The following is a 12891-nucleotide window of genomic DNA, read 5'->3' as shown; positions in this document are numbered from 1 at the left end:
CTGAGACCGTGGCGTCGGTGTCTATGGGTTCGTTCAGGCTAGAAGGTGGCTCGCAGGGCGAACTGTATCTGTCTGGGGGTGTAGTTGGGGTCGACGTTGGTCAGTTGGCCGAAGCTTCCATTGCCGAGCTGCGCGTCTCCGCTGTTGTTATTCGGCATGAACAGGCTCACCGTGTTCGTCAGGTTGAAGAACTCGGCGCGGAACTGCAGGTTGAGCGATTCGTGGATGGGGAAGTTCTTGAAGAGGGAGATGTCCACGTGCCGGAAGGCCGGGCCGTAGAGCTGGTTGCGCTCCTGGTTGCTGACCGTGCCGATTGTCTGCCCCTCGAAGGCCGAGGTGTTGAACCACTCGGCCCGTCCGGGGCTGTGGATGTGGAAGGGAGCGATGATGTCGGGGCGGTCGTTGCCGGGCGAGCCGATCTCCGGGCCGCTGTAGGGATGCGCGCAGTTGCCGGTAGTGGCAGCGGCGTAGCCTGTGGGCACGACGCAGCCGCCCGCGGTCGAGTTCTCAACCGAGAAGTCCTTGCCGCTCTGGATGGCGAAAATCTCGTTGAACTGCCAGCCGCCGAGGACCTGCTTCCGGAAACCGTTGAGGTTCTGGCCATAGGGAATCGCATAGGTGCTCTGCAGCACGAAGCGGTTCCGGATGTCGTTGTCGCCGTTGCCGTACTCGGTCTTGCGCAGGTTGTGCGGATCGGCGTTGCCGTAACCCTGATCGCCTTCTTCGCTGAGCCCACTGAAGTCATCCAGAACATGGGACCAGGTGTAGTTTGCATTCAGAGTGAAGCCGTGACTCAGGCGCTGCTCGAGTGAAGCCTGCAGCGCGTTATAGGCGGATACACCTTCGCTGTCGTAGTAGCCGACGGTTGCGACATTCGGCAGCACGGAAGAGAGGATGTAGGTTTGCGACGCAGCCGCGGCCGGACCGGCAGGGCTGGGGAGGTTGATGTTGTTCAGCACCTCCGGTTGATGGTTTCCGACCTCGCCCACGTAGCCGATGGTGGCGACTGCCGCGCCGATCTGGCGCTCCACGAGCAGGTTGTACTGGTACACTACTCCCTGCCGCAGCTTCGGATTCTCAGCGACGAAGCTCAGTCCCGAGATAGACGCAAGGTTCGGCGCCTGGCCTGCGACGAACGGCGCAGTCGGAATAGGAAGGCCTTGCGATAGTGTCTGGGTGCCGGTGCTGCCCTGGCTGTCGGTTCCGCATACCGGAGTGGCCGAGGCGCCATGGCTGGAGATGATGTAGTAGGCAAGCGTCGATTCGCAGCTGGGCTGGTATGCGGAGACCCAGGGCACGTTTTTGAGATCGGCGTTGGAGGTGTAGTTGCCGGGGAAGTAGCTCATGCCGAAGCCGCCGCGGACCACTGTGCCTGGCTTGACGGTCACAGCGAAGCCGATGCGCGGAGCGAAATTGGAGTAGTCGGTGGCAACGCCCGCAGTCGCGGAGGCGCCGTTGTAATTCGCCACCTCGAGCGCGGAGTCGATATTAGACGCTGACAGGGTCTGCGCCAGCGGCCAGTTGAAGTTCGAGATGTGATTGTGCGCATCGGTGAATGGCGTGAAAACGTCATACCGTGCGCCATAGACGATGGTGACATTCGACCATGGCTTCCAGAAATCCTGCCAGTACACGCTCGGCTCCCAGGCGCGATAGTCCGGCGGGTCGAGGTTGTAGATGCGCGTCGGGCTGGTGAACGCGCCGATGAGCATCGACGCCAGCACGTTGGTGTTCTGATCGGTGACGGAATAGCCGGAGGTGTCCGTGCTGAGACCGAAGCTGTATGCACCCACGGCCGAGGCACTCTGCACGTTACGCGCCTGGCGGCGGATGAGGCTCGCGCCCATCTTCATGTTGTGGGGGCCGACGGTGTAGGAGACATTGCCGGCGTACTGGAAGGTGTTGTCGATGTCCTGAAGAGGTACGTACGCGCCGTCACCGAGATCTTCATAGTTGCTGATGCCGGCGACCGTCAGGCCGCTTGAATAGTTGTTGAAGTTGTTCGTTCCTGAGGGGAAACCGAACTCGGTTGCCGCGTTGACTCCATAGTTGAGCGGCGTAGAGAGATTGTTGATGCGCGTGTAGCCAGCCTTGAGTTCGAGAATCAGGTGCGGAGTGAAGATATGCGTGAAGTTCAGCTGATAGCCGTAGGCCACATCGGCCGCGTCGCCGGAAAAGTTGTAGCGTCCGCCGCCGGGGATGACGCCGGAGATGGCATTCGGGCCTCCTACAGGCAGCTGTGCAGGGTTGAAGCTGGAGACGTTGTTGTAAGTGAACCGGGCATAGAGCTGATTATTCGTGTTGAAGCTGTGATCCACGCGGGCATCGACCGTGGTGCTGTACTGCGTCTTGTTGCCGCCGGATACATAGTTATTTGTCACGCCACTATTGGTGCCGGCGGCATTCGGGGCAGGGAAGAGCTTGAGGTAATTCAGGGCGATGGGGTCGACGGTATACGTGCCTCCGCTTCCCGGCGTGGGATTCACCGCAGGCAGTGCGCCGTCGGCGATGGCGGCATTGATCAGATTCGTGGGAGACGAGCCTCCGATGCTGTTAATACTGTCGAAGTTCGTGGCGTCCGGAACGGTGCTGGTGTAGGGATTGATCGCCTGCACGAGGCGGAATCCTTCATACGAACCAAAGAAGAAGGTTTTATTGCGGAAGATAGGACCGCCCAGCGAGCCACCGAACTGATTCTGGCGTAACTCAGGCTTTTGCGGAATCGACGATGTGGTCGCGAAGTAGGAGCGTGCGTCGAGAACATCGTTGCGGAAGAACTCGAAGAGCGATCCGTGGAAGGCGTTCGATCCGGATTTGGTGATGACATCGATGACGCCGCCGGCCGTGCGTCCGATCTCCGGCGCATAGTTGTTGGTCTGGACGGAGATTTCCTGGATGGCATCGACGGAAGGCTTTACACCGATGCTGCCGATGATGCGCTCGTTGTTATCGATACCATCGATGATCTCGTTGTTGAGAACGTCGTCCTGCCCGTTTACCGATAGTCCATTTGTAGAGCGGCGGTCGTCCGGACGCTGGCCGCTGGTGAGGCCGTTACCGGGTCCCTCGTTCGCGCCGGGCACCAGCTGCACTTCCTGGATGAAGTTACGGCCGTTCAATGGAAGATCGACGACGGCGCCCGCTGTCACGCTGGAACTTACGGTAGCGTTGTCGGCCTGAAGCAGCGGTGTTGCCGCGGTTACCTGCACGGTTTCTGATGCGGCGCCGACGACCATCTTCGCGTCGGCACGGCCGCGGTCACCGGCTTCCACTCCTAAATCGGGAATGCTGAAGGTGCGGAAGCCGGTTGCTTCCACGCGGATGGAGTAGTGCCCGGGCAGCAGCAGGGAGAAGAGATAGGCTCCCTGTGCGTCAGCGGTAACCTGACGGGATTCATGCGTCGCGAGACTGGTGAGCGTAACAGTCGCCCCGGGAAGGACGTTGCCCTGGGGGTCAGTTACAACGCCTGTGATATCAGCAGTGGTGAGCTGAGCCCTGGCCTGCGGGATCAGGCTGAAAAAGAAGATAAGTCCTAAAACCAGGATGCGGCTATGCCACACCTCATTCAGGATGCGTCGAGTGTACTGGCTCCAAAAAGGTTGCTGCATGAAGGATTTCCTCCTCGTATCGCTTCTTCTATAAGAAGAAGCTCGGTCGCAAACCATACGGGCGGACTCTGAGATACGGCAAGGTTCTTACGGTTAAAGCTACGTGTGTCAGCGCTAAGCGAAGTAAATTCTCCATGTAAATGGGGAGGTAAAAGTCAGGTAAATGTGCGTATAATCCGTGGCGGTTCAGGAAGGTCCGATTCTCAGGTGTATAACTATGCCCCCAAACGCTGAGTCATCTGCTACTGCCTGGGATGAGACGCAAGCAGAATGCAGAGATCCGAAAGAGCAGGCCGTTCTCGATCAGTTGGAGAAGATCCTGTGCAGTGTGCATTTCCGGAACAGCAGGCGCTATCCGATTTTCCTTCGCTATGTTGTGCTTCATGCGCTGGACGGTCATGAGGGAGTGCTGAAGGAAAGATTGATCGGTGCGGATGTCTTCGATCGTCCGCGCGATTACGATACGGCGGCAGACCCGATCGTACGGGTGACCGCGGGAGAGATCCGAAAGCGGCTCGCGCGATATTATGAGACGCGCGAGCATCAGGACGAACTGAGGATCGAATTACCGATCGGCTCTTATATGCCGATTTTCACCGAAGTGGAGCAAGGTGAAGATATCTTGACTTATCCACTGGGTGAACCGGCGAAGTTAGAAGAACAGAAACCGTTTTCTTTCCATCCTATCTACGAAAAACCCACATCCCTTAACATCAGCCGCCGATGGTTGCGTTGGATTTGTTTCACGCCAAGAGGACGCAGCCTGCTCGTATGCGCGGCGTTACTCTTCTTCGCATGCGCCGGTCTGTTGCTGCTGCGGGCTGCCCGGTCAAAGGTCGATGCCACTTCGTATTGCTGGGCTCCGTTGTTCAGCGGGGAGAACCCGGTACTGGTGGTGATGGGAACTCATCCCGCGGAAGGGAGTCGGAACTTCTCGAGTCAGGACGAGAGCGATGCAGCCGGAAACTCGATCGCCTCGCAGGCCGGAGCTGCGGACATGGTGCCGATGCGGGATATCTCGAGCTTCGAAGAGCTAGTGGAACCGCTGATCCTGCGCCATCGGCGATACACCTTTCAGGCCGCTCGCATCACGACCATCGAAGAGATCGAGCAGGGACCGGTGCTCCTCATCGGCGGGCTGGATAACCCGTGGACGCTGCGCCTCACCAGGAAGCTTCCTTACACGCTGGAGTCCGATGCGAATCACACGGGATGGATCTTCAACCATCAGCATAAGGATGTTCGCTGGGGTTTCAATCCATTTGTCGAGCCGGCGAGGGAAGCACGGGATTATGCCATCGTGGCTGGATTTTTCGATACGGACATCCAGCAGCACGTGGTCATCGTAGCGGGTATCGGAAAGAACGGGACGGCCGCCGCGGCGGAATTTCTCTCGCAGAATACGTACTTCGCAAACTGGCTGGCGCACATCGATTCGCGCAGAAAGAACTTCGAGGTGGTGCTTGCCACGGATCTGCTGAACGGCGATCCCAGCCCTCCGCAGGTGCTGCAGAGTCTCACGTGGTGACGGAAAGAACGATCGCCCGTCAAAAACAGACAGCTGCCCCTGCCTTCGCGCGCAATCCGACGGGCAAAGGGACGGTCCCAGACCTAAAACGTAAGATTGTATGTGGGAAATGGTAGGCACGATTGGATTCGAACCAACGACCTCTACCGTGTCAAGGTAGCGCTCTAACCAACTGAGCTACGCGCCTGCGTTGTGGTGACTTTCCTACTATAGCAAGTTTTCCGGATCCTGGCTTGTTCCGGATGGAGAAAGCTGTTGAAGGCATTCACTTTTGCCCGGGGCGCGGCTTCGTATGGAGGCCGGCTGGGCGAAATGCGGGCGCCTTTCGCGAAGCATTGTCTCTGCTGGGCTGTGCCTCGGGACCGTTCGCTGTTCGTATCGTGCCGTGGGGGGAGCGGCTGGGATACTATCAACGTTTATTAACGATTGCCCGCCCGGCCCGCCGGAAGGCTGCTAAGACATCATGCGATGAAAGAACTGCGCGCCGCGCCGAACCTGCTGACACTCCTGCGCCTTTGCGCAGTCCCGTTCCTCGTTCTGGCGATTCTCGACCATCATTACCCGACAGCTTTTGTGCTGTTCGTCCTGGCCGGCGTTTCGGACGGCCTGGACGGTCTGCTTGCACGCCTGCTCGAGCAGCGCACGGTGCTGGGCCAGTATCTGGACCCGGTGGCCGACAAGCTGCTGCTGAGCACACTCTTCCTGGTGCTGAACCATGAAGGGCTCATCTCGCGGCGGGTGACGGTGCTCGTCTTCGGGCGCGACCTGGGCATTGTGATGGTGGCGGCCATCCTTTATGCCAGCGTAGGCATGCGGAATTTCCGGCCGAGCATCTTCGGCAAGGCAAACACCCTGGCGCAGATCCTCGCACTGGTGACCGTGCTGCTGAGCATGTTCTATGCGCCGCCGTTCATCCTCTGGCTCAGGCATGGGTCGCTCGAGGCCACGGTAGCCTTCACCGTGATCTCCGGCTTCCACTACGCCTGGCAGATCGCGAAGCGCCTCAGCCCGGCCGAGAGCACGGCTTCTTAAGACAGATATCTCTGCTCAGGACTCTTCCTCTTCTTCCTCGACGGCCTCTTCGATGGCCATATCGCGGAATTCATTCGAGTCAAAGACTTCGCCGCAGTCCTGACACTCGACATACTCGACATCCTCTTCGCGCGCTACCACGCGCACCTTGGGGTGTTTGCAGGGTGTTTCCATTTTTTCGGGTGTGTAATGGTGAGGAGTAGACGATATCGCCACGATTGTACCGAGCTTCGCCGTTCTGTCAAATGGCTTTCTTCAACCCGTAGGATGAAGAGGATGCGTTTCGGGGTGGCTTGCGATTGAATTCGGACGGTTGCGGACCTATACTGAAGAGTACCGTCAGGGACCGGGACCCCATATGCTGAGATTAACCAAGAAGGCCGATTACGGGCTTATGGCGCTGAAGTTTATCGCCGAGCATGAGGATGCGGTGTCTCTCAGCGCCAAGGATATCGCTGAGGCTTACCATATTCCGCCGCAGCTGCTGGCCAAGATCCTTCAAAAACTTACCCGCGAAGGGCTGCTCCGCTCGCACGCTGGAATGAACGGCGGCTATACCCTTTCCCGCCGCGCCACCGATATCACCGCTTTTGAAGTGATCCGGGCCATCGATGGCCCCCTTTTCATCACTTCCTGCGTGACGGATAGCGGTTCCTGCGACCTTACGAGCAGCTGCACCATCAAAGAACCTCTGGCACGCGTGAATGACAGCATCTCCGACGTGCTCAAGAACATCAGAATTTCGGACCTGGTGGACTCGAGCCACAATCCGGCAGCGCAGCAGCTGGTTTCGATTCGTACCAGCCGAGCGTAAGAGCCGGACAAAGCCAGGCGCAGCAGAGAGCAGCAGGAGATACGATGAGCACTTCCCAGAACGATACCGTCAGCGTCCCCGAGGGTGTACACCTCCCTATCTATATGGATAATCACGCCACCACCCCGCTCGATCCGCGGGTCCTGGAGGCGATGATGCCGTACTTCACCACCATCTATGGCAATGCCGCCAGCCGTAACCACTCCTTTGGCTGGGAAGCCGAAGCGGCCGTGGAGAAGGCGCGCGAGCAGGTGGCCAAGCTGATCGGTGCGACGGCCAAGGAAATCATCTTTACCTCGGGCGCGACCGAGTCGAACAACCTGGCCATCAAGGGCATCGCGGAGATGTACCGCGAGCGCGGCAACCACATCATCACCCAGGTGACCGAGCACAAGGCTGTCCTCGATACCTGTAAGCGCCTCGAGAAGTCGGGTTACCGCGTGACCTATCTGCCGGTGAAGGCCGACGGCCTCATCGACATCGAAGACCTGAAGCGGGCGATCGACGACAAGACCATCCTGGTCTCGATCATGTTTGCCAACAACGAGATCGGCGTGATCCAGCCGGTCGCCGAGATCGGCAAGCTCTGCCACGAGAAGGGCATCCTCTTCCACACTGACGGTGTGCAGGCGGTAGGCAAGATCCCGGTCAACGTGCAGGCCATGAACATCGACGTGCTCTCGCTCTCCGGCCACAAGATTTACGGCCCCAAGGGTGTCGGCGCTCTGTATGTTCGCCGCCGTAATCCCCGCGTCCAGATCGCTGAGCAGATCAACGGTGGCGGCCATGAGCGCGGTATGCGTTCGGGCACGCTGAACGTTCCCGGCATCGTCGGCCTGGGCAAGGCCTGTGAACTGGCCGGCGAAGAGATGGAAGCGGAGACCAAGCGTCTGATCGCCCTGCGCGACCACCTGAAGGCGAAGTTCGAGGGCGCGCTCGATCATATTCACGTCAACGGCTCGATGGAGCACCGTCTTCCGGGCAGCCTGAACATGAGCTTCGTTTACGTCGAAGGCGAGTCGCTGCTCATGGGTATCAACGATATTGCGGTTTCGAGCGGATCTGCCTGCACCTCTGCGACGCTTGAGCCATCTTATGTACTGAAGGCTCTGGGCCTGGGTGATGATGTCGCCCACAGCTCGATCCGTTTCGGACTTGGCCGCTTCAATACCCAGGCTGAAGTGGATTACGTGGCCGACAAGCTGATCGACGTCGTGCAGAAACTGCGCGAGCTTTCACCGCTGTATGAGATGGTGAAAGAGGGCATCGACCTTACCAAGATCGAATGGACGGCACACTAGTCCGGAAGTTATTGATTCTGGGCAGGTTTATCGGGCAGGTTCATAAGGAGAATTCTCATGGCATATAGCGATAAGGTCATTGACCACTACAACAATCCCCGTAACGTAGGCCAGCTCGACAAGGCCAGCGACGAAGTCGGTACCGGCCTCGTCGGCGCCCCCGAGTGCGGCGACGTCATGCGTCTGCAGATCAAGGTGAACCCTGAGACCCAGGTCATCGAGGAAGCCAAGTTCAAGACCTTCGGCTGCGGTTCGGCCATCGCCTCCTCCTCGCTCGCCACCGAGTGGGTGAAGGGCAAGACGGTCGAGGAAGCGCTCCAGATCAAGAACACCGACATCGTGAAGGAACTCGCGCTTCCCCCGGTGAAGATCCATTGCTCGGTGCTGGCCGAGGACGCTATCCGCGCTGCCATCGGCGACTGGAAGAAGAAGAACGGTGTTGCCGAGGGAGCCGAGGCTCCGGCGGTCGCCGCTCACTAAATCGAAGCACGGCAATGGCGCGGATGAGCTCCCGGTGGCAACGCCGGCCGCTCTCCGCGCCACGCGCTTCTAGCGGCTCAGGTTTTCGAGCATTTTCATTCAGGAATTACGCCGATGAGCACCGAACAACTGCAGGTTCTGAACGCCAATAACGCCCAACAGAAGGGCATCCAGGTGACCGAGCGCGCCGTAGCGCGCATTCGCGTGGCCATGGCCAAGGAGGGCATTTCGCCCGCCGAGGGTGGTCTGCGCCTGGGGATCACCGGTGGTGGCTGCTCGGGGCTTTCCTACAACATTCGTTTCGACTCTCAGCCCCGTGAACGCGATCGCGTGTACACGTTCGGGGATGTGCGTGTCTTCGTCGATCCGAAGTCGTTCATCTATCTGCATGGCATGATCCTCGACTACGAGGAGACGCTGATGCGCCAGGGCTTCAACTTCATCAACCCGAACTCGTCGAAGTCCTGCGGGTGCGGGTCGTCTTTCTCTGCCTGAAACCACCCGGCGACGAGCCGGTTTTGAGAACCATCCCGGAACGATGCCGACTGCTGAGATTCAATCCGTAAGCGCCGCCTGCTGGGCATGCGGCGCCTCTGTTGCGCCCGGGCAGAGCTTCTGCCCTACCTGCGGCAAGGTACAGCCGCCTGCTGCGAGCGTCGACTACTTCGCCGTTTTCTCGCTGCCCCGCAAGCTCCATCTCGATGTCTCCGCCCTCGAAAAGTCCTTCTACAAGCTGAGCCGCCGCCTGCATCCGGATGTCTACGCGCAGGCTTCCGCGGACGAACAGCAGTGGAGCCTTGAGCAGACCTCGCTGCTGAACGATGCCTATCGTGCATTGAAGAATCCTGTCACGCGCACCGAGTACCTGCTGAAGCTTGAAGGCGTGGAGATTGAGGCCGGCAGGAGCGAAGGCAATGCTCCCAAGGACTCCCGCATTCCCCCCGATCTTCTTGAAGAGGTCTTCGAGCTGAACATGCAGCTCGAAGAGATGCGCATGGCGAAGAAGATGGGCGAGGACGATCCGCAGACACGCGCCGATCTTGAAAAGGCTCGCGTGCAGTTCGAGGCTCAGCTTGCCGACTCCGACGCCCAGCTTGCCGCGCAGTGGACGAAGTGGGACGCCGCGCTCGATGCTGCTGATGCGGCCGGGCAGCAGCAGGCGAAGGATGCGATGGTCGCTGTGCTCGATCGCCGCCGTTATCTCCGTAACCTCGTGCGTGATGTTCATGACGTGCTTGAGGCATAAACCAGAGGAATCCATGGCTTTGACTTTTCATTTTTCGCGGCGTAATGGCCGCCATGCCTATACTGCGGGAGCAGCCCTGTGAACCTGACCCAAATCAGCGACCAGCCCGGCAACGCTCCGAACCGCATCGTCGGTATCGATCTCGGCACCACGAACTCGCTCGTCGCCTTCATGCAGGGTGAGAAACCTGTTGTCATCCCCGGTGAAGACGGTTCGAACCTCGTGCCTTCCGTCGTGGCGATTCCCGAGCCCCGCACTATTGTGATCGGCAACCCGGCGCACAAGTATCTTGCTTCCACGCCGGAGAAGGTGATTTATTCCGCGAAGCGCCTGATGGGCCGCGGTTTGGAAGACGTGCAGGAAGAGCTGAAGCTCTTCCCGTTTGCGCTTGCCGCAGACATCCAGCCCGGCGAAGTGCTGCGCATCCAGCTTGGAGAACAGCAGTTCACGCCGCCCGAGATTTCGGCTTACGTGCTGCGCCAGCTCAAGAAGAATGCCGAGCGCTACTTCGGCGCTCCGGTGACCAAGGCTGTGGTGACTGTGCCCGCGTACTTCAATGATGCGCAGCGTCAGGCCACGAAAGACGCAGGCCGCATCGCAGGTCTTGAGATTCTGCGCCTGGTGAACGAGCCCACGGCTGCGGCGCTGGCGTATGGACTCGATCGCCAGAAAGAAGGCGTGGTTGCGGTCTATGACCTCGGCGGCGGTACCTTCGATGTGTCGATCCTCAAGCTGCACGAGGGGATCTTCGAGGTTATCGCGACCAATGGCGATACGCATCTCGGCGGCGACGACATCGACAACCTGCTGATCGCCATTGCGCTCGATGACATCCGCGGCGAACTGGGTCTCGACCTGAGAGGCCATGCCGAGGCGATCCAGGCGATCCGCAAGTCTGTGATCGAAGCGAAGATTGCGTTGTCCTCTGCCGATACGGCAAGGCTGGATGTGACGTTGTCCGGTGGCACGCCGTACCAGCGCGAGATCACGCGTGAGCAGTTCGAGCAGCTCATCCGCCCGGTCATCGACCGCACCATCGGTCCGTGCCGCCAGGCTCTCAAGGATGCAGGCGTAACGCCGGAGCAGATCGATGAGGTCGTGCTGGTCGGCGGCTCGACGCGTATTCCTCTCGTGCGCCAGCTCACCAGCGAACTCTTCCATCTGGAAGCGCGCGGCAAAAAGCCGCACATCGAGCTGAACCCTGATGAGGTCGTCGCGCTCGGCGCTGCGGTGCAGGCGAATATTCTTGAGGGCGGTTCGGCGGCTACTGCGGACATGCTGCTGCTCGATGTGACGCCGTTGTCGCTTGGCATCGAGGCGCTTGGCGGCGTGGTGGCGAAGATCATCCAGCGCAACTCGACAATCCCAGCTTCGGCGACCGAGCACTTCACCACCGGCGTCGATGGGCAGACCAACGTCGCTATCCATGTGCTGCAGGGCGAGCGCGAGCTTGCGAAAGACTGCCGCTCGCTGGCGCGCTTCGATCTGAAGGGCATTCCGCCGATGTCGGCCGGTCTGCCGCGCATCGAGGTGAAGTTCCTCATCGATGCGAACGGCATCCTGCATGTGTCGGCTCGTGAGCAGAGAAGCGGACAGGCCGCGGAGATCGAAGTGAAGCCGACCTATGGCCTCACCGATGAGCAGGTCGAGACGATGATCCTCGAGTCTTTCGACTATGCGGAGCAGGATATTCAGCAGCGCCAGCTGATCGAAGCACGCAACGAGGCGGATACGATCCTGACTGCAATCGAGAAGGCGAAGTCGAATCCCGCATGGCAGCAGCTGACTGCGGAAGAGCATGCGCAGATTGCTTCGCTCTCCGAGAAGCTTGCGAAGTTAAAGGAAGGCGAAGACCTGAAGGCTCTGCGCGAGGGGACGTACGCGCTCGACGCTGCGACGCGCCGCATCGCCGAGTTGATGATGGACAACGCCGTGGCTTCGGCCATCGGCGGGCAGACCATGGAGTCAGCCGGTGAGTCGCTCGGGCAGGGACCGACGGCGCCTCATCCCTTTGCGCCTGCGGATATCAAAGAGTCAAGCAACCGGGAATCAAGCAAGTAGGAATCGAGATCAGCATGAGCGAACAGAAGAACCAGGAAATCGATCTGAGCAAGCCGCCCGCGCCGAACATGGTGCGCGTCACCTTCCTGCCGGAAGGCAAGACCATCGAATTTGAATTCGGCACGATGCCGTATGACCATCACGGCAAGCCGATGTCGTTTCTCGATGTGGCCGAGAACTATGGCATTTTCCTCGATCACGCCTGCGGCGGCGCCTGCGCCTGCACGACGTGCCACATCCTTGTGAAGGATGGCGCGACAGGCATCAGCGAGGCCGACGATGATGAGCTCGACCGTCTCGACATGGCTCCCGGGCTCGAGCTGAACTCGCGCCTCGGCTGCCAGGCTGTCATCACCAAGCCGGGCGCCTATGTCGTCGAGATTCCGAGCTGGAACCGCAATTACGTTTCCGAAGGCAAGCCGCTGGCGCTCAGCAATTCGCCCGAGCAGCCCAAGAGCTAACGCGACCCCGTCGCCGCAACCGCAAGGAGACACCATGCCGCGCGAGATCATGTGGAGCGATGCCGAAGAGATCGGCATCCAGCTGCAGGAGAAGTATCCGGAGCTCGACCCGCTCACCGTCCGCTTTACCGACCTGCATAAGTACGTGGTCGGTCTCGAAGGCTTTGCTGATGATCCGGCGAAGTCGAATGAAGGAAAGCTCGAGGCCATCCAGATGGCCTGGTACGAAGAGTTCAAGGACGCGGCAGAGTAGCTTTTAGCCGCTAGCCCTTAGCTTTTAGCTCCACTCTGCCGCTGCCTGCTTCATGTCGAAAAGAAGCAGGCAGCGGCATTTGTACGTCATACGGTTACAGATGCTTC

General features: G+C 59.6%; 12 protein-coding genes and 1 tRNA gene. 10 read left to right on the top strand and 3 right to left on the bottom strand.

Annotated elements, in window-relative coordinates; all coding sequences use genetic code 11:
• Positions 1-38 precede the first annotated feature (38 nt).
• Positions 39-3608 (bottom strand): carboxypeptidase regulatory-like domain-containing protein, encoded by a 3570-nt coding sequence (locus QM649_RS10965; RefSeq protein ID WP_415199080.1) that lies wholly within the window; start codon positions 3606-3608, stop codon positions 39-41.
• Between the two features lie 892 nt (positions 3609-4500).
• Here QM649_RS10965 and QM649_RS10960 point away from each other — a divergent pair.
• Positions 4501-5136, top strand: coding sequence for a hypothetical protein (locus QM649_RS10960; protein ID WP_415199079.1), 636 nt, complete (start codon positions 4501-4503; stop codon positions 5134-5136).
• Positions 5137-5246: 110 nt separating this feature from the next.
• On the opposite strand, the gene QM649_RS10955 is transcribed toward QM649_RS10960, so the two are convergent.
• Positions 5247-5323: transfer RNA gene (locus tag QM649_RS10955), tRNA-Val, on the bottom strand.
• 281 nt (positions 5324-5604) lie between these two features.
• On the opposite strand from QM649_RS10955, the gene QM649_RS10950 reads away from it, so the two are divergent.
• Positions 5605-6168, top strand: a complete 564-nt coding sequence (locus QM649_RS10950; RefSeq protein WP_415199078.1) for a CDP-alcohol phosphatidyltransferase family protein — start codon at positions 5605-5607, stop codon at positions 6166-6168.
• A 15-nt stretch (positions 6169-6183) separates the two neighbouring features.
• Here QM649_RS10950 and QM649_RS10945 read toward each other — a convergent pair whose 3' ends face one another.
• Positions 6184-6342 carry a hypothetical protein gene (locus QM649_RS10945; protein WP_415199077.1) on the bottom strand — a complete coding sequence of 53 codons (159 nt, stop codon included), beginning with the start codon at positions 6340-6342 and terminating at the stop codon, positions 6184-6186.
• Positions 6343-6526: 184 nt separating this feature from the next.
• Between QM649_RS10945 and QM649_RS10940 the strand changes: the two genes are divergently transcribed.
• The 8 genes from QM649_RS10940 to iscX all read left to right on the top strand — a co-directional run bounded on the left by QM649_RS10940 (position 6527) and on the right by iscX (position 12784).
• Positions 6527-6982, top strand: coding sequence for an RrF2 family transcriptional regulator (locus QM649_RS10940; RefSeq protein WP_415199076.1), 456 nt, complete (start codon positions 6527-6529; stop codon positions 6980-6982).
• Positions 6983-7026: 44 nt separating this feature from the next.
• A complete protein-coding gene (locus tag QM649_RS10935) occupies positions 7027-8283 on the top strand; it encodes an IscS subfamily cysteine desulfurase (RefSeq protein ID WP_415199075.1) in 1257 nt (418 codons plus the stop codon).
• A 57-nt stretch (positions 8284-8340) separates the two neighbouring features.
• A complete protein-coding gene (gene iscU / locus QM649_RS10930; RefSeq protein ID WP_415199074.1) occupies positions 8341-8763 on the top strand; it encodes a Fe-S cluster assembly scaffold IscU in 423 nt (140 codons plus the stop codon).
• A 114-nt stretch (positions 8764-8877) separates the two neighbouring features.
• The gene (locus QM649_RS10925; RefSeq protein ID WP_415199073.1) at positions 8878-9258 is read left to right on the top strand and encodes a HesB/IscA family protein; all 381 of its coding nucleotides are present in this window, start codon (positions 8878-8880) and stop codon (positions 9256-9258) included.
• 43 nt (positions 9259-9301) lie between these two features.
• Entirely contained in the window at positions 9302-10009 is a 708-nt protein-coding gene (gene hscB / locus QM649_RS10920; RefSeq protein WP_415199072.1) for a Fe-S protein assembly co-chaperone HscB, read from the top strand.
• Positions 10010-10180: 171 nt separating this feature from the next.
• The gene (gene dnaK, locus QM649_RS10915; protein ID WP_415199125.1) at positions 10181-12070 is read left to right on the top strand and encodes a molecular chaperone DnaK; all 1890 of its coding nucleotides are present in this window, start codon (positions 10181-10183) and stop codon (positions 12068-12070) included.
• Between the two features lie 14 nt (positions 12071-12084).
• Positions 12085-12531: a 2Fe-2S iron-sulfur cluster-binding protein gene (locus QM649_RS10910; RefSeq protein ID WP_415199071.1), complete on the top strand. Its 447-nt coding sequence runs from the start codon at positions 12085-12087 to the stop codon at positions 12529-12531.
• A 34-nt stretch (positions 12532-12565) separates the two neighbouring features.
• Positions 12566-12784, top strand: coding sequence for a Fe-S cluster assembly protein IscX (gene iscX, locus QM649_RS10905; protein ID WP_415199070.1), 219 nt, complete (start codon positions 12566-12568; stop codon positions 12782-12784).
• The last annotated feature ends 107 nt before the right edge of the window (positions 12785-12891 follow it).

This window comes from Silvibacterium sp., assembly GCF_047605705.1.
In the GTDB taxonomy this organism is placed as follows: Bacteria; Acidobacteriota; Terriglobia; order Terriglobales; family Acidobacteriaceae; genus Silvibacterium.
The sequence above is the reverse complement of the archived record's forward strand: the minus strand, read 5'-3'. Positions and strand labels throughout refer to the sequence as shown.

Coding starts and splice junctions, on each gene's coding strand:
- QM649_RS10965 (WP_415199080.1), bottom strand. CDS start 3,608: ATGCAGCAACCTTTTTGGAGCCAGTACACTCGACGCATCCTGAATGAG.
- QM649_RS10950 (WP_415199078.1), top strand. CDS start 5,605: ATGAAAGAACTGCGCGCCGCGCCGAACCTGCTGACACTCCTGCGCCTT.
- QM649_RS10945 (WP_415199077.1), bottom strand. CDS start 6,342: ATGGAAACACCCTGCAAACACCCCAAGGTGCGCGTGGTAGCGCGCGAA.
- QM649_RS10940 (WP_415199076.1), top strand. CDS start 6,527: ATGCTGAGATTAACCAAGAAGGCCGATTACGGGCTTATGGCGCTGAAG.
- QM649_RS10935 (WP_415199075.1), top strand. CDS start 7,027: ATGAGCACTTCCCAGAACGATACCGTCAGCGTCCCCGAGGGTGTACAC.
- iscU (WP_415199074.1), top strand. CDS start 8,341: ATGGCATATAGCGATAAGGTCATTGACCACTACAACAATCCCCGTAAC.
- QM649_RS10925 (WP_415199073.1), top strand. CDS start 8,878: ATGAGCACCGAACAACTGCAGGTTCTGAACGCCAATAACGCCCAACAG.
- hscB (WP_415199072.1), top strand. CDS start 9,302: ATGCCGACTGCTGAGATTCAATCCGTAAGCGCCGCCTGCTGGGCATGC.
- dnaK (WP_415199125.1), top strand. CDS start 10,181: ATGCAGGGTGAGAAACCTGTTGTCATCCCCGGTGAAGACGGTTCGAAC.
- QM649_RS10910 (WP_415199071.1), top strand. CDS start 12,085: ATGAGCGAACAGAAGAACCAGGAAATCGATCTGAGCAAGCCGCCCGCG.
- iscX (WP_415199070.1), top strand. CDS start 12,566: ATGCCGCGCGAGATCATGTGGAGCGATGCCGAAGAGATCGGCATCCAG.